Raw genomic sequence first — 23,652 nt, 5'->3', positions numbered from 1 at the left:
TTTTCTCAGTTTACAATCGCTGCACTTCCCAATCCATAAAAAAACTGCGACAGAAATCAGACCAACAGGCAGCTAGTGAATGAAAAAGCACTCGCTTGCTCTTTTTTCCTGTCTCTGTATCTTCTGTCACAGCTTTGTCTTTTGCTTATTCTTCGCTAGGAGAGACAACCAACACATCACATTTCGCTTCGCGAATAATATAACTCGCTACACTCCCGGTGATAAACCGCTCAACTGCATTCAGTCCGGATTGGCCTACCATGATCAAATCAATCCCATATTTTTCTGGTAACTGTTTGGCCATTGCTTCTTTCGCAGAGCCGTAAGCAATGATCCCTTCGATCAAATCAAAATTAACGGATTTACCATATTGTTTACAGGATTCGATTAATTCTTGGGCAGTATCCTTTTCCTGCTCAATGATCGTTGTATCTAAAGGAGCATATCCCATCATCGTGGGAATCTGCTGATCGATGATATTCGCTACATAGACTTTCCCCTGATTGCGTCGTGCCACTTCAACTGCTTTTTTGAACGCTTCATTGGCTTGGTCGGAGCCATCGACACCTACTAAAATATTTTGATATCTTTGCCCACTCATGTTTTTCACCTCGAAAGTTTAATTTAGACTTGATAAGAAAGATTCGATTTCTGCTTTTGTTTTTCGATCTTTGTTGACTAAACGACCAAGTTCTTTGCCGTCTTCGATCACTACAAGACTTGGAATTCCAAAGATATTCCATTCAACAGCCACATCCATATAAGCATCACGATCAACTTCAACAAATTGAAATTCAGGGAAATCTGCTTCGATCTCAGGCAATTGCGGTTTAATATAACGGCAATCCCCACACCAGTCTGCTGTAAAAAAGAAGACATTCTTTCCTTTTTCGACATATGTTGCCAATTCTTCTAAATTTTTTGGAACAATCACACGCTCACCACTTTCTCTTCTCTAATCAAATTATACACCTTTTAAAACAGGGAACCAACTCACAAGCAAAAGAGCTGTGAACACGCCCATGCTAGTCACTGAAAACAGCACCCTAGTTGTCCCATTTCCTGATTATCGTAAACAGTTACAATAACAGATCAAAAATTGAACCAAATAGGTCTGATCTAGCGTTGAGTCGTATCACAGCTCTTAATTTTTATTTTCCTTCTACAATTGTAGCAACTGTTGATTTATCCAAACCTTTCAAGACTTGGATCACCATTTCTCTCGCAGCATCAAAGTCAGCGATGCTGAATAGTGTTTGATGGGTATGGATATAACGTCCTGGTACACCAATCACAGAACTTGGAATTCCTTCATTGGCCATATGAGCTGCACCAGCATCCGTACCGCCTTTAGACACAAAGTATTGGTAAGGGATATTGTTTGTTTCTGCTGTGTCCAGCAAGAATTCTTTCATCCGAGGCAACATGATCATTCCTGGATCATAGATACGCATCAGTGTACCTTCACCTAAATGCCCAAAAGTCCCATTCTTCGTCACTGTATCATCAGCTGGTGAACAGTCAACAGCGAAGAATAGATCTGGTTGGAATTTCGTGACAGAAGGTTTTGAACCACGTAAGCCAACTTCTTCTTGCACATTGGCACCAGCAATCAATGTATGACCCAGTTGTTCTTCTTTCAATGCTTCCAATGCTTCTAATACAACCGTACAGCCATAACGATTATCCCAAGCTTTTGAAATAATGTTTTTGCCATTCGCTGTCTTGATTGTTTCTACTTGAGGTACGATGGTGTCACCTGGTCGTACGCCAAAACTTTCCGCTTCTTCTTTAGAATCAAAACCAGCATCGAACAGAATGTCCGTTACTTCTACTGCTTTTTGTCCAGCTGTTCCACGTAGTAAATGTGGGGGCACTGATGAAGAAATACATGGATAGTTGCCTTTCGCAGTTTTTAAAGTGAAGCGTTGTGCTGAAACGACATAAGGGTTCCAACCGCCAAGAGGTGTCACTTTAAATAACCCGCGTTCGGTGATTTGTGTCAACATGAATCCAACTTCGTCCATATGAGCAGCTAGCATCACGCGTGGTGCATCTGCATCTGAATGATGACGTAATCCGAAGATCCCGCCAAGTCCATCTTGTTGGATTTCGTCCACTAATGGAGTCATCGCTTCCCGCATATAAGCCCGAACATCCTGTTCAAATCCACTAGTTCCTTGCAATTCTGTTAATTCTTTGATTCGTTGAAACGTTTTTTCTTCCATACTTTTTTCGGCTTGAATCGAAACAAGCCTTCCCTCCTCTTGCAAATCTATATTTATTATAACGCAAATTACTCATTCTGGTTCTTTTCTTATAGAAAAATTCTAAACTATGGTAAAATAATCTAAACAGACAAAAGGATTTCCGTTTATTCCTTAACAGGATAGAAGAAGTCTTCAAGGAGGCACAACATTTATGATCAATGAACGTCCATTCAATTATTTTAAAAACGGCCTGGCCATCGGCGTGGGTGTCGGTTTTGCAGGCGGGATCTTCTCGACATTATGGATGAAGAAAAAACAATCGATGAATGCAGATGACGTCCTCGATCAAATCAAAGCAGCATTTTTAAAAGAAGGTCCGATCGAAGGTTCCTGGATCAATTTTGAGAAGCAACCCCTTCGTAAATTTGCAGTGACATCTCAAGGATATACCGGCGGTATTACTCGGACCGAAGACGGACAACTGATCACTTACGAATTTTTAGCAGATGCGAAAACAGGAACTGTTTTGGATATTCAACGATCGATCATTGATTAATACGCATTGCTATACAACAGACGCTCAATGATTCAAACTCATAAAATAGTCGAACATCGCTAGATGATTTTTCTTGTCGTTCTTTATGAACAACAGTGATCATCTTGAGTTGTCCGACTATTTTTTAGTTGCAGCAATCTTTTTGGGACGTTTATTTGCATGAAGCAACGTTGCTAAGTCTAGTAATAAAACATTGGCTAACACAGGATTGGCTTTCTCGCGATACGCTGCGGCGCCACTTTCAAACAATACTGCTAGACGATCTTCTACAACAACGATTTGTTCCAAATACGGTGGAAATTTGATTCGTTTTAGGATCCGGTTAGGAGAGTCCCGCTCGGACACTAAGAGTTCCGAGGTATAAGGACCATAAGAACGACTGGCTAAGAGATAATGGCCATAAAAAGCCACACCTTGAATCTTATCAGATGTTTTTCTGCTCATTGTCACGGTTGGTTGGATTTTGTCTTTGCGGCGAATTGCTGTTTTCATTTCAGCTATCGTCGGCAATAGATAGAAAGTCAACTGTCCTTCACCTTTTAATGTGAAGTTGCCAGATACTAGTTGATCATTGTTTTGAGTCAAATACGATGCTTGTGGAATCTCTAAGAGATCAGTTGTCAGCCAATAAGTGATTGGCTGTCCCGTCGCTTCAGATGTATCTGCTAAGATATCGATCAAACGTAAAGCGGCTGCTCGTCCAGTAGCAGATCCTGTGATTGTCAACCATAAAAGTTCCCGTTTTGTATCATATACTAAGCCCCCTACATGTGGCCGTTTAGGTAAAATCAGCAGTTTGATCGGCTGTCCTGTTTCTCTATCCAGTACATGAATAATAGAATGATGCTGATGGTCATAGCAGTAGGCAGAAATAAACACAAAATCTTGAGAAAAAGCCAACCCTTGCGGCGTCATCCATTGACAAACCTCATTTTCGCCGGTTTCCGGCACCACCATTCTTGTTTCTGTTAATCCAGGAATGTTATATTGTTTTGCTTCAGCCTTTTCCCAAGCTGCTTGAACAATAGGATACCGTTTTAACTTTTTTTCAATATCCTGATGTATCCGTTGCTGCTTCCAATGCTTAAACTTTAGGACATAGTAAACAAGGAGGCCAATGACCAGCAACATTAAGATCATTATTGCTACCCGCTGTGTCATTTTTTGCCTCCTTGTTCTATTCGATCAATCGTACATATACCGCTATTAATTCCAGTAACTACATGTTTCTTTTACTAGCGTTTCTTTATAGGATCTTTCATAATCTCATTTATAGTAACATTAAGAATCCCTTATTCTACTATAGTCACTTCCACATCAATATTGCCTCTTGTTGCTTTAGAGTATGGGCAAAATGCGTGGGCTTCTTCTGCGATTTTCTCTGCTTGGTCCTTCTCAAGTCCTGGCAAAGAAACTTCTAAAACAACCCCGATTTGGTAGCCCCCATCTTCTAATTGAAATAAAGATACCCGTGCTTTGACTTCAGAATCTGACTCAAGATTATTTTCTTCCAGCATGTGTTGAACCGCGCCGTTGAAGCAAGATGCGTATCCAGCCGCAAAAAGTTGTTCCGGATTTGTCCCTTCACTATGGATTCCTGGGCGGTCGATCTTCATGTGCATACTTCCGTTTGGTGCCTCAACCTCGCCATCACGGCCTCCACGATTGATCATTACTGTTTCGTACATTTTTTTCATTGAGATCATCCTTTCTTTCGTCGTTCTATATTAAGTGTAACGAGTATTTTTTAATCTGACAAAGGTAATGCTTGCATTCGACGACCATCAGTTAGACAACATCGATGATCAGTGATAGAAGCAGTTTGTCCATACAAAAAAAGAAGCAGCGAAAAGCTGCTCCTTAAGATAATAGGTAAAATTGCTGATATGTTTGACGATTAACCTCTTGAACGTCCCAAGAAAAATGATACTACAGCAACAACGATGATCGCACCAATGATAGAAGGAATCAAAGCCATTCCTGCTAATTGAGGACCCCAGCTACCTAACAATGCTTGTCCAATTGCTGAACCAACTAAACCTGCAACGATGTTAGCGATCCATCCCATTGATCCACCTTTATTTGTAATTGCTCCGGCAATCAAACCGATAATAGCTCCTACGATTAATACCCATAACCAATGCATAATTTTCTCCTTCTTTCTGTGAAATATTTATTACACATATTATGTTACGCTTCTTCTTAAAAATACACAAAAATTTTGCTCTTAAAAAAACAAAAAAAATTTAAAACGTTGTTATATTAAGGATAAATCAACTTTTTTGGAATCGTTAACACTCACTGCAAGAGGTCAAAAAAACTGCCGCAGCTCTTTGAAAGCGTTTCGATCAGCAAAAAGTTATTTTCTGATAAAGGGTACCTAGACTATGTACGATTTTCTTTCATTGTCTGCTTTCAACTGTCATCTTCCCTATGAATAAAAGCAATCAAAGAAACCTGATTGTCGTACACACCTCATTCACTACATCCTTCTGATGAAACATCAAAACAATTGGCATTCCTTTGATTCTGCCTTTTGTATTAGAAACCTGCTTCCCCTCACTATGTAAAAGGATTATGAGAAAAAGCAGCGATAGAAGTGAGCGTATGCAATAGCGAGTAAAGTAAAAAATAAATTGTTCGGATTGTACCCCGGCCTTTCTTCTTAATATTTTTCATTTCTCGCTTCTCCCCTCTGCTTATTGGACAGTCTTCGCGATTGTGAAGTCACGAAAAAAAGCAACTTTGACCAGCGTTCAATGCTAGACAAAGTTGCTTTTTTATTTTGTTTTTGAAAAGTCTTTCTTTGAAAGATAGACAGCAGTAAGGATGCCTACTAAGACAGCTAACCCAAAGACTAGAATCGTTCCTATGGTGTTATCCTTCCCAGGCAGTCCGCCAGTGTTGATCCCCCAAAGTCCAGCAATCAATGATGGCACTGCAACCACTAATGCTGCTGAATCTAAATATTTCATCAAATGGTTCAAATTATTGTCCATCATATCCGAGAATAGACCACCGATAGTTTCCAATAAATCGCGATAGATCGTGACAAGCTTGTTGGCAAATTTCTGTCGCAGTTTAATGTCGTAAACTAACGATTCATTATCTAATTTGTCTAAAAACTCTTTTCGTTCCATCAAGTGATTCACTGTAAGATTCTGATCTTTCAATGTGTGATCCAAATAAACCATATCTCGTTCTGTGTCTGCCAGATTAAATAGTTCATTATTTTCGGTTGTTTTACGGGCAGCCGCATCCAATTGGTCGATTTGCTTTTTAATCTCTTTCAACCCATTGATATAGTGGGTATAGATCATTAATGTGGCAAAAGCAATGATATCCTCAAAATGTCGAAGCTCACTTCCATGTTTCTCGATCAATCGCTCAACGAGATTCGATTCTCTAGAGACATAGGTGATCATCAATCCTTTGGAAAGAATAAATGTGACAGGTTCAAGGCGTTTTTCAATGCGTTCTTGATGATTTGAAGAAAGATCGATCAATGTATAAAGAAACGGATTGTTTAATTTAGTGTCTCGTAAATGTTCTAATCGAGAAACTTCCTCTGGTTCATCGGAGCCAATAAAAATATCTTCCGGTAAATCAAAAAGTGTCAGCAGCTCTTTTTTTTCTTCTTCATTTCCATGTTTGACTACCAACCAATTATAGTCTTCTTCGGATGATTCTCTGATTTGGTTCTGTTCGATTTTATAGTACGAATACATTTTGCCTCTCTCCTTTAACTCCTTCACTTCTCTTCAACTATCTAATGGCGACTGCTTTTTGTCAAGAAAAAGCGCTATTTCAACGGTTTTTATTAATACGGAAATAAAGCAAGCGTTTGATTAGACCATTCTAAATAAACGTGAGAGAATATTTTTGGGCCCAATAAAAATCATTTTAGAGGAGGACAACTATGTTTCTACATCAGAAAGAACTACAGTTCGAAGCAAAACCAGACAAACCAAATCCACTAATTGCGAAGTATCTTCAAGAATTGATCGGTGGCCAGTATGGCGAAATGAGTGTAGCAATGCAGTATCTCTTCCAAGGTTGGAGCTGCCGTGGAGAAGAAAAGTACAAAGATATGTTGATGGACATTGCGACAGAAGAAATTGGACACGTTGAAATGCTTGCTACAATGGTTGCTCGTTTATTAGAAGGTGCACCGGTAGAAGATCAAGAAGCCGCAATGAAAAAAGACCCAGCAATTGGCGCAATTATCTCTGGAATGAATCCACAACATGCGATCGTTGCTGGCTTAGGACCACGTCCAGCTGACAGTGTCGGTAATCCATGGAGTGGCGCTTACATCATTGCCAGCGGTAATTTACTGGCAGACTTCCGTGCCAATTTAAATGCAGAATCACAAGGACGATTACAAGTCGCTCGAATCTATGAAATGATTGATGACCGTGGAGTTAAAGACCTCTTATCCGTACTATTAGCTCGGGACAGCTATCACCAAAACCTTTGGGCACAAGCTGTCAAAGAACTTGAAGAAAAAGAGGGTACAATCTTAGTACCGAGCACTTTCCCTCGTAATGAAGAACGGTTAGACATCGCCTATGACTTTTACAATTTCTCTGAAGGAGATCAAAGTAAAGAAGGCTCTTGGGCAAAAGGAAAAGCACTTGATGGCGAAGGTGAATACCAATGGCTTTCTACACCTAAAGTTGAAGGCAAAGCGCCAAAACTAGATCCTGTCACACCAAAAATGTATGGCACGCCACCTGAAAAATAAATTGATCGAAACGAATAAAAAGAGCAATGATTCCATTCACAAGAAATCATTGCTCTTTTCTTGTCTTATTGAGCAAGTTGGTTACCTTAAAGCTAAAAAAGCGTTAGAGTAGAATGTATAAGAAAAAGGAGGAATCATTATATGAAAGCACCTTTACTTACACTAAATGACGGCAATATGCGCCCAGCCGTGGGCATCGGTACCTATCAAATTCGCGGTGGCGAAGGCTTAAGCCAGTTGCAAGCAGCGATTGCAGATGGCTATCGTTTGATTGATTCGTCAACGAACTATGACAATGAAGGAATCGTCGGTAAAGCGATTCGCCGATCCGGTGTCCCTCGTTCTGAGTTTTATATCACCTCAAAATTACCAGGAAAATATCATGGATATGATGATGCACTGACCAGTATTCAAGAATCGCTGGCGCGCATGGGATTAGATTACTTTGACGCCTTTTTGATCCACTGGCCACTGCCTAAACGCGGCAAGTACATTGAAGCGTGGCAGGCGTTAGTGACTGCGCAAAAATTAGGTTTGATTCGTTCTATTGGTGTATCTAACTTTGAACCTGAACATTTAGATGCCATTATTGAGGCAACTGGTGTCACACCAGCCATCAATCAAATCGAGATTCATCCTTACTGGGTCCAAGAACAAATGGTAGCAGAAAACAGAAAACGTGGGATCATTACTGAAGCATGGAGTCCATTAGGCCGCGGCAGCGCGGCGCTCAAAGAATCCATCATCACTGATCTAGCAAATAAATATCAAAAATCTGCGGGTCAAGTCATCTTACGCTGGCACGTCGATCGCGGGATTCTACCACTACCAAAATCCCGAAACCTGAGCCATCAGCGAGAAAACTTAGCTATTTTTGACTTTGAACTGACTGAAGAAGAAATCAATGCAATCAATCGCTTGAACAAAGAAGATGGACGTATTGAAGGTCAAGATCCGAATGAATATGAAGAATTTGAGTAAAGTGAGACAGCACAAAGCTCCTGAGGGATTTCATAGGCTCACATCAATTATAGGAATTGGAATGGTCACAAAAAAAGAACTGCGAGATGACTTGCCCCAATTGAATTCCTTAGATCTACTAGCAGCAAGGCTCTACTGGAGTCTTGCTGCTATTTTATGAGAAGTAAAAACTTCTGACACGATCAGTTTTCATATGGATTATGCTTTTCTCACAGTTCTTTTTCTGAGTTAAAACTTCTGTACAATCAGCGTTACAACTGATAATGAATGGCTTCTTTGTATTGTTCAAACAATGATTGGTTCAATTCATCGCCGCCATCCATATTTGCGGAATAAAAGATGGGCGGATAATCGATTCCTGCTTGTTTCAATTGTTGGCAAACTTCGACGATAATGGTATTAAGGATCGTAGCGCCAATCACCGTTGAAGTAGGCCCTACTTTTTGATCCATCCCCTTAATCTGACAACCTGCATCACCAATTTCCCCATGATTATCGATTACAAGATCAGCGACTTCAAACAGACGAAGGCCCGAAGAATGGCGGCTAGTGACTGATTGCGAATACGTTTTGTTTGTTAAAGCGATAATTTTGACGCCTTTTTCTTTTGCCGCTAGTGCTAAATCGATTATGACGGGATTACGACCTGAAACTGAGTGTAAAATCAGCACGTCTCCTTCTTTGAACGGCTGAATTTCCGCTAATGCGGTGCCGTAGCCTTCTAGTCGTTCCATTTTGCTAGTAAAGGTGATGGGACTGCGATCCAACATCAGTTCTCGTCCAAAGATCGCATTGATCGTCATCATCCCTCCCGCGCGATAATACATTTCTTCTGCCAAGATCCCCGCATGACTGGCCCCAAAAATATAAATCGAATGCTTTTCTAGATTTGCTGTAGTCAAGAGACGAATTGCCTCATCGATTGCATGCTGTTCCTTTTTTTCAACGGTTTCTAGTAATGCATGAATTTTATCAACATATTGATACATATTAAATTCCCCCAAATAGACTGCCGAGACCACGACCAATGATTCCCCAAAGTGATAAGTCATTGCCACCAAAGATCAGAATCCAGTTTTGAATCGTTGTGCTGAATAGAACGGCAGATACACCAACTAACAAGACCATCACAAATGATGCGGCAATGGTACCAATGACTGCGCCACGCAAGCCGCCTTGTCCTTCTCCAATAACTGCTGCGCCGCCACATTCAAAGAAACTGGTGATAACTAATGGTACGATCAAGATTCCAAAAACATTCGTCGTATTGACAATGATCACAAGGATCGTTGAGGTGATCATAGCTACGATAAAACCAATAATCACGGCATTCGGACGATAATTGAATAGGATCGGTACATCAAAAGCTGGTTTGGCTCCAGGGACGACTTTTTCGGCAATCCCTTGGAAAGCTGGAATAATTTGGTTGATCAATAGGCGGACCCCATAAAGCATGATCAAGAGTCCTGCGCCAAAGTTCAAGCCTGCTTGAACAGCAAACATGACCAGATTCCCACCTTCTGGGACAAGAACTGGTGCGATAATTCCTACAACAATATTCATCAAAAACATCACCAAGGCACCTGTAATGGAAATCTCACGGAAAAAGGACAGGTTTTCTGGCACTTTTAAATCTTCTGTCGATTTTTCTTTGTTTCCTACTCGTTTTGCCACGAAGCCGGACACCATCGATAAGATCCCTGTAGGATGTCCAATCAAGAACGAATCATCGCCAGTGGCATCCCAAACATATTTCCGCATGATCCAAGGCATAAATGACCAATAACAAGCAGATAAAACAGCTCCTAAAATCAATAATGGAATCCCCGACATTCCACCTTCAACCCCACCAGCAACGATCACAAATGGGAACCACCATAACATATGACCCGTCAAGAAAATCGTCTTAACTGGTGTAAAACGAGCAATCAATAAGTGCAAGATCAATCCAAAAAACATAGCTAACCCAACAGTTCCCCCGTATTCTGCTGTGAAGGTCACATCAGAAAGACCATCGGCTACTTGAACCCCCAACTGTGTCTGAACCGCTGTGTTGATTGGTGCGATCGTTCCCGTCAGCATATTGACCCCTGCGGTCAATGCTACCATCCCAAAGGCTGCTGTCAACGAGCCTTTCACCACTTCGGCAAAAGGTTTTCGTTGCACGATCAACCCGATCATTGCAATCAGTCCGAGCAATACTGGCGGATTCTTTAAAATATGATCTGTGACAAAACTCATGATTATCCCTCTCTTTCAGCTAAAAACTTTTCCATTTGCATTTTGACTTCAGCGACATCCATATATTTTTTGATGGGATAGACAGGTGCTTTGACGGAAGCTTGCAAATCATTCAATAATTCGTGGCTTGTAAAATAAACATCTGCAGGAGTTGCTTTTGCAGTAGACAAATCCGTATTCTCAGCAGTCGCCTTCAGCCCCAGCTCCTTAATCACCTTATCGATCGTCATCTTTAACACCATTGAACTTCCAACACCAAATCCACACACAGCTAAAATTTTCATCTTCTTTTCCTCCTATTGGAATAATTGGCAAATCTGTTCTTTGTCACCATTCAAAATAAGTTGATACTTTTCCTGATCCATAAACACTTCCATGATTTCCTGTAAACTTTCCAAATGACTTTGATTGTCTTTTGCAGCTAAAACAAGGAAAATACGGACCGGCTTGCCAGCTAAATCGATTTCGTTTTTAGTCACTAGCAAACTCATCCCTTGATGAAAGACACCTTCCCCCGGACGAGCATGCATCAATGCAAAGTAATCAGCCAATACCATATACGGGCCGTTCTCCTCAACGCTATGGATCATATTAGCGACATATTGTTGATCGATGGCTTTTTCATTTAATAGCGGCTGACTCGCCAATTGAACTGCTTCTTGCCAGGTGAGGATTTGATTCGTGGTCTCGATATGATCCTCAGGCAGTAATTTTTTTAAATTGATCATGATTTTACCTCCAACATTTTTGAAATGAACCATTCTTTGTCTTCGATCCCTTGCATGATCAACTTCATGACAGGTTCTACTTCTTGGGCCTCATCTTCTCGTATCATTAGTAACACGATGATATCGACTTTTTGGTTGCCCCAATCAACAGGACGATCCAAAATCAATACAGAAAAGGTCGTTTTTGAAACAAACTCAGGATTGCCATGAGGTATGGCAAAACCGTTATCTAAATAGGTCGACTGCAATGCTTCTCGTTCTAAGACGGAACGCTGAAAGTCCGTACGCTGATTTTCCGACGAAAAGTCATTTTGACTGATCAGAAAATCCAGTGCTTGTTCTTTGGTCTCAAATCGTTCAAAATAAATCTTCGGTGCAATCAACATCCGTGTATCTTGCAGGATTTTCACCTTATCCGCAATCGGTTCATTATCAATAATCAAATCGATATAGTGATTCATGATCCGCTTCATGTCTCGATTGGTCACCATCGGCGAGATGCGGACGACTGGTTTGGAAACATCAGGTAAATCGATCGTGGAAATAATGAAATCGATGGCAGAAATATCCATCTCTTTGAGCTTAGCGACAGAAGCGGTTTCAATACTATCGACATTAGGCAATATTCGACGAATCTTGGCAGAAATAAATGAACTGGTGCCAACACCGTTCGGACAAACAAAGACGATTTTATTCAATTGCCGCATCCGTTCTACTGCAGCTTGAAAGTGAATCGAAACAAACCCGATTTCATCCTCAGATATTCCAATATGGTAGGCCTTTAGAAAGTCGTTCAAAGAGAACCAAACGACCCCATACAACGCCGGATAATGCTGTTTGATCTCATCTAGCAATGGATTGACTACAGTAGTTTGGGCCTCAATGCGTAAAAACAGCTGGTACAAATGAATCGTCAAATCTTCTTCTAAGCGACTATCCTGTGTCAAATCGATCTGGATGCCTTCACTGACTTTCTGAATCAGATTTCTGACTTTCCCTCGAAAAGAGAACGGAATCGATTCGTTCTTCATAAAAAAACGTAAGCCACTACCTACAATGAGATAGGTTAGGTACTGAACTTCTTTCGATGAAAAATGGTAGATTTCTTGTTCTTCAATTTCTTTCAACAATTCATAAATCAACGGATACTTGTCAAATTCCAAAAACAATTTTCCAAATTGGCGCTTCTCTTCTATATCCAGCTGATTTGCCTGGTTCGAGCGCTCGACAATCAGCAAGATCGAAACAACGATGCTTTGGATGTAGCTTTCTGGGATCTCCATTTGCTTTTCGGTGATCGAATGGCGAAAAGCCGCATTTATCTTTTCAAATAATGACACATTTGTCAGAACAGAAAGGTTCTCCCCATGCTCCATAGTAAGGAGAATGAATCGCTTCAACATTCGTTGGATTTGTGACTCGCTTCCTTGAAAATAAGTGCCTGAATTATCAAAACGCAACAGTAAATTTTCTTTGACAAACAGTGTTTTTAGATAAGCGATATCTTTGGCGATACTGCTCCTAGAAACATAATACTCATCAGAAAGTTGCTGGTAACTCAAGTGCTCCCCATTGATCAGCCGCTTAAAAATTTGCATGCGTCGGTCTTCGATCAAAGAATAATTGTTTTTCATTTGCTCACCCTCTACCTTTATTCTAGTGATACCTTAACAAATATGAAGACCAATTGTTAGATTAAAAAATGATTAAAAGGTGTGCACACCCTTTCCCTTGATAGCAATATCGGTCGTTTGTTCCGCAAAATCGCTTCAAGCAAGCCAAACTTTTCTCATCTTCCTCGTTTTCTCTTATAATAAATGTAAACAGTCAAATGAGGAGGAAACAAAATGAAATGGCGTGGGGGTAGACAAAGTTCCAATGTGGAAGACCGCTCTGGTCGTTCCGCAGGTTCAGGAGGAAAAATAATGGCCGGCGGTGGTATCGGTACGATTGTTATCGCAGTCCTCTTTTTTCTATTCAGTGGGGGTGATTTAAACTCCGTCACAGATATTTTGGGAGGCGGACAAGCCGCTAATTATCAAACAGAAAATGTGGCTTCAGACGAGTATACAGAGGAAAAAGAATTCTCCGCTGTCGTCTTCGGCCATTTGGAAGATTATTGGAATGGTGTTTTTGAAGCAGAACAGACTACGTATCAAGATCCTAAACTGGTTTTATTTACAGGAAGTGTTCAATCGGCTTGTGGGAATGCAACTTCTCAAGTTGGTCCCTTTTATTGCCCTGCCGATCAAAATGTTTATCTAGATCTCAGCTTTGCAACAGAACTTTCTCAAAAGTATGGGGCCAGCGGAGATTTTGCCATGGCCTATGTCATTGCTCATGAAGTTGGTCATCACGTACAAAACGAACTTGGTATTACACAGCAACTCGATAAGATCCGCCAACAGGTTTCTGAAAAAGAATACAATCAATATAGTGTTCGTTTGGAACTACAAGCGGATTATTTAGCCGGTACATTTGCCAAGTATCTACAAGGAAAAACTTATAACGGCCAACCGATTTTAGAAGCTGGTGATATCGAAGAGGCTATCACAGCTGCTAATGCCATTGGTGATGATACGTTACAAAAGGAATACCAAGGATATGTCGTACCAGATAGTTTTACTCATGGGACTTCAAAACAACGAGTTGAATGGTTCAACCGGGGGTTCAAATATGGTGATTTGGAGCATGGAGACACCTTCAATGAAAAAAACCTTGATTTGGTCTACGGATCGTAACAAAAACGTTCCTTTTTGGTCACTCTTTTTTCACATTTGGGCGGTATAGTTTATTCATACCAACAAACCCTAACTTTTTCATTTTACTCCTTGCCTGCCAGTCCCCGCTGGCAGGCCCTTTTTTATCATGGTGCTATTTTAGTTTTTTTAACCTTTGGCCTGTTTTTTTCTTTGAAACGCTAAGGGTTGATCACAATTTTTTCATATTTTCCGGTTACTATATAAATAACCCAACAAACAACCCAACTTTTTCATTTTTTACTCCTTGTCTGTCAGTCCCCGCTGACAGACTTATTTTTTTCTTGCCAAAATTCTCAAAATGCGCTAAGGTTATTTATGCGCGGAAGTGGCGGAATGGCAGACGCGCACGCTTCAGGCGCGTGTGAGTATATCTCGTGTGGGTTCAACTCCCATCTTCCGCATTTTGAGCAGGTCATCTTGGATGATCTGCTCTTTTTTATGTGTTTCTTTTGTCTAAATAAAGAAAAAAGCTTAAGCTAGAAGTATATCAATTGGAAAAAGACAGGAGGAAATCCAATGAAAGAAGTACCAACAGCGAAAATCAAATTAACTGAGGTCAAAGAACTCTTTGATGCTGGTTATGAAATCTTAGGAGAATTACGGTCTGAGGTGAATGCCCCAGTCGTTAGAGCTAAATTTCTGAATCAAGAAGTAATTGCCATTTATGGAAAAGAAGCAGCAAAAATTTTTTATGATCCACGAAACTTTAAACGTGAAGGAGCAATGCCCAAACTCGTCCGTTCAACCTTGTTAGGGGAAGAGGGGGTTCAAACTTTAGACGGGGAACAACATCACCATCGGAAAAACTACTTTATGGACTTGATGACACCTGAGAGAATGACCGATTACCATGATTTGTTGGAACGAAACCTTTCTCATGAACTGAATAAACAATCCGGTACCTTTGAGCTTTTTTCACTCACAAAAAATGTTCTATTCAAAACGATTTGTGAATGGTCAGGAATCAATCTAGCACCACTGTCTCAATCAGAGATCAGTGAGTTAGCTGATTATCAAGTTGCTATGTTCAGCGGGACTGTCACCTCCCCTGTCGCCCATTTAAGAGGCGTCGAAGATCGTAAAAAATCTGAGAAATGGGCTCAAGGATTGATTGAAGAAGCTCGTCAACATCCTGTTGCTGGCAAAGAATCATTAGCACTTTATACTTTCGCTACTGCCACTGATCTTGAAGGTAATTTACTGCCGATCGAAGTTGCAGCCGTCGATCTGTTAAATATCATCCGCCCTACGGTTGCTTTAACCGTTTGGATCGCTTTGATGGGACATGCCCTTTTTAGTACAACGACCATCTACCAAGCACTTAAACAAAACTTTTCGGAGTTACAGGATTCATTTATTCAAGAATTACGCCGCTTTTATCCTTTCTTTCCAATGATGCCCGCCATTAGCTTGCAAGATGTTGTCGTCGATGGTTATCTGATCCCTAAGGACAGCTGGGTCGTCCAAGATATTTATGGTACGAATCATGATCCGAGAACCTTTGATCAGCCAGATGACTTCAAAGTGGATCGCTTTGTCGGACGTACACAAGCCATTTCCTATGAGGAAGAATATGAAATGATCGCACAAGGAGGCGGTGATTTCCGCAAAATGCACCGCTGTGCTGGTGAATGGATCACCTTGCATACGTTGCGCGTGTTCAGTGATTTACTGGTCAACTACTATCAGTTTGAAGTTCCTGAACAAGATTGGAAGATTCCAATGAATCACTTTCCAACCTATCCAGAAAGTAAAGTTCTCTTATTTAAAGAAGCTGCAATGACCACAGAAAATGAGTAACTATTGATCGTTGTTATTAAGTGCAGCTCACAAAAACGCAGCCCAAGCAAGCTTAGGGCTGCGTTTTTTGCTTACTTCTCTACAGATGCCGTACGGAAATAAAAATAGGCACCGTATGCGGGAAATTGGATATCTTTGATCGTTGACCTGATCAAATAATTTGATGCACTCTGATATAGAGGAACTTGAGCTGCATCTTCTGCTAACAGAATTGATTCTGCTGATTTGTAATCTTCAAATACTTTATCTGGATCATTGGCATCCACGGTACGTGCGTTTTCTGTCAATGCCGTATAGTCCTCGTTGACATATCCACCGTAATTGTAAGAAGAACCTTTTTTATATAAATTGAAATAAGAGTCCAAGTCACTGCTGCCAGCAATCCAACCAGAAATCGACAACTCATATTGACCATCTGCTCGTGATTGATTCAAATTCGTTCGTGGTTGTTTATTGATTGTAATCGTCAAACCAGGCAAATGATCTTGAAGCTGATTTTGCAGATATTCACCGATTTTTTGTCCGTGATCATCATCTGTTACCAATAAAGTCAGTTCAATTTTGTCACCGATAGCTGATTGTGCTTGGCTCCATTCTGCTTGTGCTTTGTTACTATCGTATTCATTGTAGTCCCCGCTATAAGTGCGAAAATCTTCATTGGTATTCGGATTGGCATAAAGCCCACTGGGAATAAGGCCATTCAATACGCTTGCTCCATCGTTCAACACATCATTCACGAGACTCTCTTTGTCAATCGCCAAAGCGATGGCTTTACGAAGGTGGACATTTGCCAATGGTTTATTTGCCTGTTTATTAAAATCTAAAAAATAGTTGGCAATATCCTTTTGAGTGACTAATGAGTCATTATTTTGGTACTGTTGCACATAGAGTCCGCTGATTTTTTGCAGATCCAACTCCCCGCTTTCAAACAACTGGATTCCAGTATTCTCCTCTTTGATCGTGGAACCTTTGATTTTATCCAACTTAACTACCGCTTGATCGTAATACTCAGGATTTTTGGCAAGCGTCCATTCTGCACCGGTCTGTTGCCAGTCTTTCAGAATGAAAGGTCCCGTATAGAGCAAGTCTTCACTTGTTTTCCCATATGCCGTCCCTTTTTCTTCAACATAAGACTGTCTTTGAGGCGCTAACCAGCCAATCGACACCACCGATAAAAAAGAAGGTTGCGGCTGTTCCAAATGGACGACAAAGGTCTTTTCATCCGGTGTTTCTAAGCCAATCGTCGCAATGTCTGCTTTCCCTTCGCGAATATCTTGACTGTTGACGACATTGTCTAAAAGATACGCATTAGGCCCCATGGTTTTAGGATCGACCAGTTTCTTCCAAGCATAAGCAAAATCTGCTGCTTGCACTTGCTGCCCATCACTCCATTTGGCTTCTTCCTTTAGTTTAAAGGTATATGTCTTGCCATCTTCACTGATGACTGCTTCCTCCGCCAAACCGGGAACTGGCTGACTCTTTTCATCAAAACGATACAACCCTTCAAAAAGATGCTGGATAACGGTAAACGTAACTTTATCCGTTGTTTGCGTCGTATCTAATGTTGTCAACTCTGCCGGTAAGCTGACTGAAATCTCTTGAACTTCTGGATCTGTCCCCTTTGCGGACGATCCAGTCGTGCTACATCCTGCTAACAAAAAACTTAAAATCCCTACAACAACCAAACCCTTTTTCATTTACTCTCCTCTTTCCTTTTCACTTGCGAGTTGCAAGCTTGATTAAATAAAAAAATCCTCGTCCCTTTGCTGATCATCATTGATCAACAAAGGGACGAAGACTTCGTGTTACCACCCTTTTTCGTGTCATTTTTACAATAACACCTCATCAGTACGTATGCATACTCGGCAGGATAACGGCTGCGTTCCGTCTAACCAGCGTAAACCAGTTAAAAGACTCTGAGCTCATCTTCACTTAGCGTTCTGTCCCCTTTCTCACCAACCCGGGTTCTCTTTAAACAGTCATCAAAGCTACTCTTCTCATCGATGTCCTATATTCTACTGAATTGATAAAAGTATACTATTCCTCGTTTTTCAAGTCAAACAGTTTTTAGAATTTTCAATCTTTTCAATAATGGCTTCGAAACTTTTTGGAGGGCAAATACTTGCCAGCTTAGTGTTTTTTTTCTAGGATAAAGAAAAGAAACCTTGCTCGAAAGGATGAAATCAATGAAACTTGCTGAAGCATTATTACTACGAAGAGATCTTGAATCCAAACTCACTCTGTTACGAGAAGAGATTGCCAGTAGTGCCGTGATCCAAGAAGGCGATACGTTAGACCGCAGCATCGACGACTTACTGCTGGATTATGAAACAACAAACCAAGAATTTGCCCAGTTGGTCATTGCAATCAATCAGCGAAATGCGGTCGCCAAAATCGGTGAACAAGAAACGATTGCTGCTGCATTAGAGAAACGGGAAGCTTTAAGGCGTTCGCATGCGATGCTAACGGCAACATTGGAAGCAGCCAAGGTTGCTCCACGGATGGGACGTAATGAGATTCGTATGATCCGAACGATCGATACCAAGCAAATCACCGACCGTTTGAATCAAACCGCAAAAGCTTTACGTGAATTAGACGGGCAGATTCAACAAACAAATTGGCTTGTTGATTTATAAAACAGCTGGGTGGGAGTCAAAAGCGAGCACAAAGCAGGTACAGGCTTATATGTACACCAATGGGGTCTGGCAGAGACCAGTTTAATGACTGCTGTTCAGTTACAAGCGTACAACTTATATTTTTCAATTAACGACCACGTGCTGGTTTGACAAGGTGGGTGCCTCTGTTTATCTTTTGTTACGCAAAAGGTAAACAGAGGTTTTTTGTTCAACAAGACCTCTTTCAAAAGAAAAAGACCCCCTGATCCGTTTCCAACATAGGAAACCAGATCAAGGAATCTTTGTTCGTTTAGCTAGTTACTTTCTTTTCTGTCTGCGATATACCACTACTACAATGCCTACTAGTAACAAGCCTACTAACATCCAGCTGACTTGATACGTTTCACCGGTTTTTGGCAGTTCGTTTTTCTTCGTCGGTGTTTTTGTATTCTGATTTTTTGCTGGATCAGGAGCTTTTTCTGGCGTGTAGCGGTTAGTAAAGGTTGGCTCGCTACCATAATCTGCTTTCGCTTCCAATGTTCCGTTTTGATCTTCGACATTTACGGTCACTGGAATCTCTGCGTCATCATAAGTGATTGTACTGTCTTGTCCGACTTTTTCCCGGATCGTATAGTTGTACTCACCGGCTTTGTCGTACGGAATCGCATCAAAGTAAATTTTTCCGTTTCCATCGTTGGTTTGACTTTGAATCACTTGTCCCTCTTGATCGACTAATTCAAAGGTAAATTCTCCTGCGACTAGTGAACGGCCAGTCAAGACTTTCTCAGCTTCCAACACTACACTGCCGGCTTTTGGTGTGTAAGTGTTCGTGAAGACGGCATTGCTTTCATAGGTGGCTGTTGCTTCCAATTGTCCTTCATTGTCTTTCACACTTACAGTCACTGGCACTTTAGTAGTGTCATAATCAATCGTACTGTCGTCACCGGTTTTTTCCCGGATCGTATAGTTGTAGTCACCAGCCTCTTCGTATGGAATCGCATCGAAGTAAACTTTCCCTGTGCCGTCGTTGGTTTGACTTTGAATCACTTGTCCCTCTTGATCGACTAATTCAAAAGTAAATTCTCCTGCGACTAGTGAACGGCCAGTCAAGACTTTCTCAGCTTCCAACACTACACTGCCAGCTTTTGGCGTGTAAGTGTTCGTGAAGACGGCGTTGCCTTCATAGGTGGCTGTTGCTTCTAACTGTCCGTCGTTATTTTTCACCTCTACTGTAACATTGGTGATTGAATCATCATAGCTAATCGTAGCGTCATGTCCTTGTACTTCATAAATTTTATATCGATAGGTTCCTTCTTTTTGATAAGTAATCTCATCAAAAAGAATATTATTTTCCTTTTTCGTCTTTTCTTGAAGGATTTTATTTTCTTCATCTGCCAAAACAAAAGTGAATTCCCCGTCTTCGATCTGTCGGCCTTCCAAAGCTTTCATAGCCGTTAAAGCTAGGCTAGTTTCGATAATTTCCCTTGTATTAGCTAGTTCAAAGACATAATCGACTTCCTCGCTCGAGATCGTAAACGTATATTCTTTTTCATCCCGCTCATATCCATCTGGTGCTTTCGTTTCTTGGATTTTATAATCTCCATATCGTAGCCCATCTAAGCGGTCAAATTCGCTAGTTCCTTGAATCAACTTATTATTTCTGACAACAAGTTCGGAGAAAACAACTTCGTAGTTTCCTTCGGCATTTTTACGACTGAGTTGGAAATGTGCCTCTTTGTTGATCCCAGCTTCCTTATCCCCTTCTCTGTCATATTTCTTGATTGTCAACGAGCCATTTGTTCCCGTTGAAGTACCGCTACCGTTGGTAGATTTGACGATTACGTCTTTTGTTACTTGATGGATTTCCGTCTGACTTCCGTAAAGAGACACATCATTTGAAACAACTTCATTATTTCGAATGCCAGGATCAAGTTTCGTTTGATAAACGATGAAGTATGGACTGTCAATGACATCCTCAAAAGCAATACGTAATGTGAATGTTCCATCAATACCATTCGTTGTTACATTTGGATTGTCTTGATTATTGAAAATAACTTTCTCACCTTTTATCCATTGATCTCCGTCTTTGACGGCTTTATACACATCAACAAGGACTTTTCCTGTCTCATCGTACAAGAAAGTCTGTTGATTATAATTGATCGTATCTTCAATCACAGCATTCTTGATCGTTCGACTATCTTGGTTAACCAGCACTTCCCAATCCAACAGTCGATTATTGTCAACATTTTGAGTGCCATTTTTTGTTAACCAGTTTCCTTTTGCGGATTTCTCAACTTGCGCTTCAGCAGTTAAATCCGTTGTACCATCTGTCAAAGAGATCATATTATTGTACTTGTAAACATCTGTAGCTGCTTCGACAGCAATGAAGACAGCAATCGTTTCTGAAGTGTCTTTCAACAGTTCTACTGTCACTTGTTTTGTCACTGGATCATACGTCAAGCGATAATCAGCTGAGCTCAATTCTTCCTTCAGAGATCTTACTTGGTTTCCTGTTCCGGATACGTCAACTGTATAAACTACTGCTTCTTTAAACGTTTGACCATCTTGTAATTGATCGACAATCTTGGTTCCTTCATGAAGTGTCGCTTTATACGTATTAAATAATCCCATCCAATAGATTTGATCACTTGTAGCAACATCTTCTGAAAAGATATTTGGGAAATTACGGTTAAAAGCTGCTTGCAAGTATGCTTTTACATCTCCTCCTTTTGGAATGAAAAGCCCTGCTTTTAGCGCGTTTAAGGTCCAAGTAGTGTCCATCCATGAATTTGCTTGAGCGGCTTCCCTATAAGAGTTACCGTCAATTTCATAATCGACAAAAGCAGAATTACTAAAACGTGTTTTGGCACTTCCTAAAGCGATCTGTGTCGTCATATCAAAAGTCGTTTTGAATCTGACCGTAATTTTGTCTGCTGTCTTTGCATAGTTTCCTTTTAGTTTAATTTGAAAACCAGATTCGTACTCAATTGGATTTTCTCCAGAAGTGGTTTCACGCTGCTTCGATAAATCAAAGTCGCTTGAAGTCAATTCTTTAACTTCTCCTGACTGGCTAGTTGCAGTTAAAACAAGAGAGTCTTCAATCAATTCTAATCCACTAATATTTGTCCCGCTAATTTCTCGATAGCGATCTGTGATGACCATATTTTCCACTTCTACATATTGCTGATTTATCTCAATCTGCCATTGAATCGTTTGATCCTGATAACTTTTTGATGGTGCTGTTTTTGTCACACCAATTTTGCTTGTTGGGGTCACTGTTCCCGACCCATTATGAGAAGTTGTCGTATCATCTTTGATAGTTATATAGTTAGTAATTCTAGTATTCGCCAGTACTGGATCAAAGAGTTGTGTCTCATAACGAATCACATATTGTCCAGCATGAGCAAACACAAGTTGAAATTGAACAAGCTGATTATCTTTTTTTATTTCTCCTGCTTCATCAAAGTGCCAATCTGTCACAATACTGTTATCATTTTTGTTTCTGACCACTACAGAATCGGCTACTAAATAATGCAATGCATTTTCTGAAAGTGATCCAGAATACGTTTTATCAGTGAGAATTGAACCGTCTTTGCTAAGATCTAAAGAAACCTCCCAAGAAGCACGACCAGTTGACTGATCATAACCTAAAAATCGCTTATATTCCGCAGATTCATCATAGCTGACTGTTGCTTCAACTGATTTTTCATGGAAATTATCTCCAGTGATTTGAGCAACATTTTTGAAGGAGTTAATCGTTGGATCATTGACAACACTATAAATTTCAATTTTGACTGGCTTATCGATTTTTTGATTGAATGTAAAAGTTCCAGTCGTTGAGTTATAAGTATACAAGTCGCTAGTTCTAACCCAAGCGTCTCCATCATAAAGGTAACCATAAGAATGAGAATATGCCAATCCGCTTGGTAGTTTATCTGTCACAACGACGTTTTCCAGTTCCTTGCTTTCCGTATTATATACGATCTCCCAAACAATTGAGCCACTAGTACTTACTTTCCCACTCTTCGTAATATCGATTTGATAGATTGGTAAAGTAATCAGGATCTCATTGCCATCACGGTCATAAATACCAGTTTCGATGACAACATCTTCTGTGATTGTTGACACTTTCAATTCGGTTTCAAGATTGATTGTCCCACTTCTACCTGATAGATTCTCTGCGTTTTCATTGAAAACAATCTTTAATTCTCCATTTGCATTTAGATAAAAGTCTCCTAATGATCCTCCACCTGAACGCTGTAATGTGCCTGACACCTCATTGTGAACAGCAAAATAGCTTGGTAGCTGATAAATATAATAATCACCGTTTTTGATTTCCTCCTGATCAGATAATGACCAGTCAAAGTGAATCTTAATATTGTCGTTATAATAAGGAGGATTGTTTTGATCAAAAGGTTGATCATTCATATCTGTAATTCGTACATTATCAAATAGTTGAATTCCTCGAGCATTTAAATCTGGATTAACAGCATTTGGAGTGGCTGCTTGTTCGGTAGATTCAGTCTCTGAATCCTCCGTGGGTGCTCTTGGCTGTATTGTATTTTGATTCAACTCTGAAGTGGACGTTTCAGTCGTAGTAGTAGTGGTCGCTTTTTCCGGTTGACTGTTTGAGGTATCTTCGACTGTTTGACTAATACTCTCCGTGTTTTCTGAAGTTGTTGTTGATTCTTCCGTTTTTGTGTCTGCCGCAGGTGAATTCGATTGACTCGTTTGACTTTCAACTTCTATATTTGAAACCATTTCAGCTACTGCAATTGCCGGTGTACAAAAAGTCGCACCTAGCAAAATCAACAAGCTCAAATATGCACATAGTTTTTTATTCATAGTGATTCATCCTTTCTAAAAAAACAACTGTTACTTTTTAGAAAAACTTAATTTTTTTACTTTTCTAAAATATAAGTTTTTCTAAAAGAACCAACCAATATAATTATTTATGATGGCACCGTACTGTACGTTCTTCCCTCATTCTTCCGAAGACAGCATAACGATTG

Annotated in this window: 20 protein-coding genes and 1 tRNA gene; 7 read left to right on the top strand and 14 right to left on the bottom strand. The window is 40.4% G+C overall.

Translation table 11 applies throughout. The annotated features are described in order from the left end of the window. Positions 1 to 145: 145 nt before the first annotated feature. The 3 genes from IGJ28_RS14745 to pepA form a co-directional block, all read right to left on the bottom strand. Entirely contained in the window at positions 146 to 601 is a 456-nt protein-coding gene (locus IGJ28_RS14745) for a universal stress protein (protein WP_005470736.1), read from the bottom strand. A gap of 18 nt (positions 602 to 619) precedes the next feature. Continuing rightward, positions 620 to 934: a thioredoxin family protein gene (locus IGJ28_RS14740; RefSeq protein WP_003125825.1), complete on the bottom strand. Its 315-nt coding sequence runs from the start codon at positions 932 to 934 to the stop codon at positions 620 to 622. Between the two features lie 217 nt (positions 935 to 1,151). Beyond that, positions 1,152 to 2,228: a glutamyl aminopeptidase gene (gene pepA / locus IGJ28_RS14735; RefSeq protein WP_003125824.1), complete on the bottom strand. Its 1,077-nt coding sequence runs from the start codon at positions 2,226 to 2,228 to the stop codon at positions 1,152 to 1,154. Between the two features lie 193 nt (positions 2,229 to 2,421). Here pepA and IGJ28_RS14730 point away from each other — a divergent pair, with 193 nt between their 5' ends. Continuing rightward, positions 2,422 to 2,766: a PepSY domain-containing protein gene (locus IGJ28_RS14730; RefSeq protein WP_003125823.1), complete on the top strand. Its 345-nt coding sequence runs from the start codon at positions 2,422 to 2,424 to the stop codon at positions 2,764 to 2,766. Positions 2,767 to 2,883: 117 nt separating this feature from the next. Here IGJ28_RS14730 and IGJ28_RS14725 read toward each other — a convergent pair whose 3' ends face one another. The 4 genes from IGJ28_RS14725 to IGJ28_RS14710 all read right to left on the bottom strand — a co-directional run bounded on the left by IGJ28_RS14725 (position 2,884) and on the right by IGJ28_RS14710 (position 6,494). Then, the gene (locus IGJ28_RS14725; protein WP_438845467.1) at positions 2,884 to 3,927 is read right to left on the bottom strand and encodes a hypothetical protein; all 1,044 of its coding nucleotides are present in this window, start codon (positions 3,925 to 3,927) and stop codon (positions 2,884 to 2,886) included. 131 nt (positions 3,928 to 4,058) lie between these two features. Beyond that, entirely contained in the window at positions 4,059 to 4,463 is a 405-nt protein-coding gene (locus IGJ28_RS14720) for an organic hydroperoxide resistance protein (protein ID WP_170081314.1), read from the bottom strand. 200 nt (positions 4,464 to 4,663) lie between these two features. Continuing rightward, positions 4,664 to 4,912, bottom strand: coding sequence for a GlsB/YeaQ/YmgE family stress response membrane protein (locus IGJ28_RS14715; protein WP_002292290.1), 249 nt, complete (start codon positions 4,910 to 4,912; stop codon positions 4,664 to 4,666). A 634-nt stretch (positions 4,913 to 5,546) separates the two neighbouring features. Further along, the gene (locus IGJ28_RS14710; protein WP_060814530.1) at positions 5,547 to 6,494 is read right to left on the bottom strand and encodes a magnesium transporter CorA family protein; all 948 of its coding nucleotides are present in this window, start codon (positions 6,492 to 6,494) and stop codon (positions 5,547 to 5,549) included. Between the two features lie 191 nt (positions 6,495 to 6,685). Here IGJ28_RS14710 and IGJ28_RS14705 point away from each other — a divergent pair, with 191 nt between their 5' ends. Together IGJ28_RS14705 and IGJ28_RS14700 are read left to right on the top strand one after the other, a co-directional pair. Next, a complete protein-coding gene (locus tag IGJ28_RS14705; RefSeq protein WP_010723486.1) occupies positions 6,686 to 7,513 on the top strand; it encodes a manganese catalase family protein in 828 nt (275 codons plus the stop codon). 141 nt (positions 7,514 to 7,654) lie between these two features. Beyond that, on the top strand, positions 7,655 to 8,494 hold the full coding sequence (locus IGJ28_RS14700) for an aldo/keto reductase (protein ID WP_002301441.1): 840 nt from the start codon (positions 7,655 to 7,657) through the stop codon (positions 8,492 to 8,494). Between the two features lie 251 nt (positions 8,495 to 8,745). Here IGJ28_RS14700 and IGJ28_RS14695 read toward each other — a convergent pair whose 3' ends face one another. From IGJ28_RS14695 to IGJ28_RS14675, 5 genes are read right to left on the bottom strand one after another with little or no spacing between them, the layout of a single operon-like run. Then, positions 8,746 to 9,483: a sugar isomerase domain-containing protein gene (locus IGJ28_RS14695; RefSeq protein WP_002301439.1), complete on the bottom strand. Its 738-nt coding sequence runs from the start codon at positions 9,481 to 9,483 to the stop codon at positions 8,746 to 8,748. 1 nt (position 9,484) lies between these two features. Next, a complete protein-coding gene (locus tag IGJ28_RS14690; RefSeq protein ID WP_003125789.1) occupies positions 9,485 to 10,735 on the bottom strand; it encodes a PTS ascorbate transporter subunit IIC in 1,251 nt (416 codons plus the stop codon). Between the two features lie 2 nt (positions 10,736 to 10,737). Further along, complete coding sequence (locus IGJ28_RS14685) at positions 10,738 to 11,019, bottom strand: PTS sugar transporter subunit IIB (protein ID WP_002301437.1); 282 nt, start codon at positions 11,017 to 11,019, stop codon at positions 10,738 to 10,740. A 12-nt stretch (positions 11,020 to 11,031) separates the two neighbouring features. After that, positions 11,032 to 11,463 carry a PTS sugar transporter subunit IIA gene (locus IGJ28_RS14680; RefSeq protein ID WP_081131547.1) on the bottom strand — a complete coding sequence of 144 codons (432 nt, stop codon included), beginning with the start codon at positions 11,461 to 11,463 and terminating at the stop codon, positions 11,032 to 11,034. Continuing rightward, the gene (locus tag IGJ28_RS14675; RefSeq protein ID WP_005470693.1) at positions 11,460 to 13,097 is read right to left on the bottom strand and encodes a BglG family transcription antiterminator; all 1,638 of its coding nucleotides are present in this window, start codon (positions 13,095 to 13,097) and stop codon (positions 11,460 to 11,462) included. Before IGJ28_RS14675 ends, IGJ28_RS14680 begins: the two co-directional genes overlap by 4 nt. A 213-nt stretch (positions 13,098 to 13,310) precedes the next feature. Between IGJ28_RS14675 and ypfJ the strand changes: the two genes are divergently transcribed. From ypfJ to IGJ28_RS14660, 3 genes are all read left to right on the top strand, one after another. Next, a complete protein-coding gene (gene ypfJ / locus IGJ28_RS14670) occupies positions 13,311 to 14,204 on the top strand; it encodes a KPN_02809 family neutral zinc metallopeptidase (protein WP_002316719.1) in 894 nt (297 codons plus the stop codon). Positions 14,205 to 14,544: 340 nt separating this feature from the next. After that, positions 14,545 to 14,626: transfer RNA gene (locus IGJ28_RS14665), tRNA-Leu, on the top strand. A 115-nt stretch (positions 14,627 to 14,741) separates the two neighbouring features. After that, positions 14,742 to 16,025, top strand: coding sequence for a cytochrome P450 (locus IGJ28_RS14660; RefSeq protein WP_170081312.1), 1,284 nt, complete (start codon positions 14,742 to 14,744; stop codon positions 16,023 to 16,025). 71 nt (positions 16,026 to 16,096) lie between these two features. Here the strand turns inward: IGJ28_RS14660 and IGJ28_RS14655 are convergent, their stop codons facing one another. Then, positions 16,097 to 17,722: a peptide ABC transporter substrate-binding protein gene (locus IGJ28_RS14655; RefSeq protein WP_170081311.1), complete on the bottom strand. Its 1,626-nt coding sequence runs from the start codon at positions 17,720 to 17,722 to the stop codon at positions 16,097 to 16,099. Positions 17,723 to 18,211: 489 nt separating this feature from the next. Here IGJ28_RS14655 and IGJ28_RS14650 point away from each other — a divergent pair, with 489 nt between their 5' ends. After that, positions 18,212 to 18,661, top strand: coding sequence for a DIP1984 family protein (locus tag IGJ28_RS14650; RefSeq protein ID WP_002331389.1), 450 nt, complete (start codon positions 18,212 to 18,214; stop codon positions 18,659 to 18,661). Positions 18,662 to 18,958: 297 nt separating this feature from the next. On the opposite strand, the gene IGJ28_RS14645 is transcribed toward IGJ28_RS14650, so the two are convergent. Beyond that, positions 18,959 to 23,485: a Spy0128 family protein gene (locus IGJ28_RS14645; protein WP_438845466.1), complete on the bottom strand. Its 4,527-nt coding sequence runs from the start codon at positions 23,483 to 23,485 to the stop codon at positions 18,959 to 18,961. Positions 23,486 to 23,652 lie beyond the last annotated feature (167 nt).

This window comes from Enterococcus sp. AZ091 (assembly GCF_051714805.1).
In the GTDB taxonomy this organism is placed as follows: domain Bacteria; phylum Bacillota; class Bacilli; order Lactobacillales; family Enterococcaceae; genus Enterococcus_D; species Enterococcus_D gallinarum.
The sequence above is the reverse complement of the archived record's forward strand: the minus strand, read 5'-3'. Positions and strand labels throughout refer to the sequence as shown.